Source organism: Paenibacillus foliorum (genome assembly GCF_013141765.1).
In the GTDB taxonomy this organism is placed as follows: Bacteria; Bacillota; Bacilli; order Paenibacillales; family NBRC-103111; genus Paenibacillus_S; species Paenibacillus_S foliorum.
Map to the genome: position 1 here is coordinate 1 of NZ_WHOD01000039.1, position 575 is coordinate 575.

1 protein-coding gene is annotated in these 575 nt (G+C 49.7%); it reads left to right on the top strand.

The genetic code is table 11. The annotated features are described in order from the left end of the window. Window positions 1-211 precede the first annotated feature (211 nt). Window positions 212-559, top strand: coding sequence for a hypothetical protein (locus GC093_RS07970; RefSeq protein WP_171651344.1), 348 nt, complete (start codon window positions 212-214; stop codon window positions 557-559). The last annotated feature ends 16 nt before the right edge of the window (window positions 560-575 follow it).

Genomic DNA, 575 nt, shown 5'->3' on the forward strand with positions numbered 1-575 from the left:
ATCTAGTTGGTGAAAGTCCAACCGAAGGAGGGACCAAGCCACCTTTGTAGCTAGGATACCTGCGTATGGCGAAATCAGTACGTAGAAGCGTATCGACGAAAGTACCTGTCAGAGACAGGGCGAGCAACATATCAGGCCGTAACATAAAGTGAATCCTGCCGCGTCGTCAAAAAGGCCTCGCAAGAGGGAAAAGAGGAAGCCGAGTCTCGCAATGATGGATGAAGGCCATGGAAGTTGTAAAGAACTTGGAACAACAACGAAGAAACCTCCGGCGTATGGGGATCGGCATGGTATGAAAGATGGTGCAGTGAACTGGGGAGACCCTCCCCTGCACAGGAAAAAAAACTGTAAAGAGGCGCCCTATAAGTCCAAAAGACGAAGTGGGTTTTCTGCAGGAAGGGAGTCCGAGGGGCTCATAGTACCAAGGAACCGCAAGGACAACATAACCGGCGGGAGGGAAGGAGTCCTGCTTTGTTCAAGCTTTATCAAGGAGGTACGAGTGAGTGAATGCCACAAGGCTAACAACACCAAAGGAAAAAGTTCAACAACTCCAAGATAAGCTATGTCATGCAGCC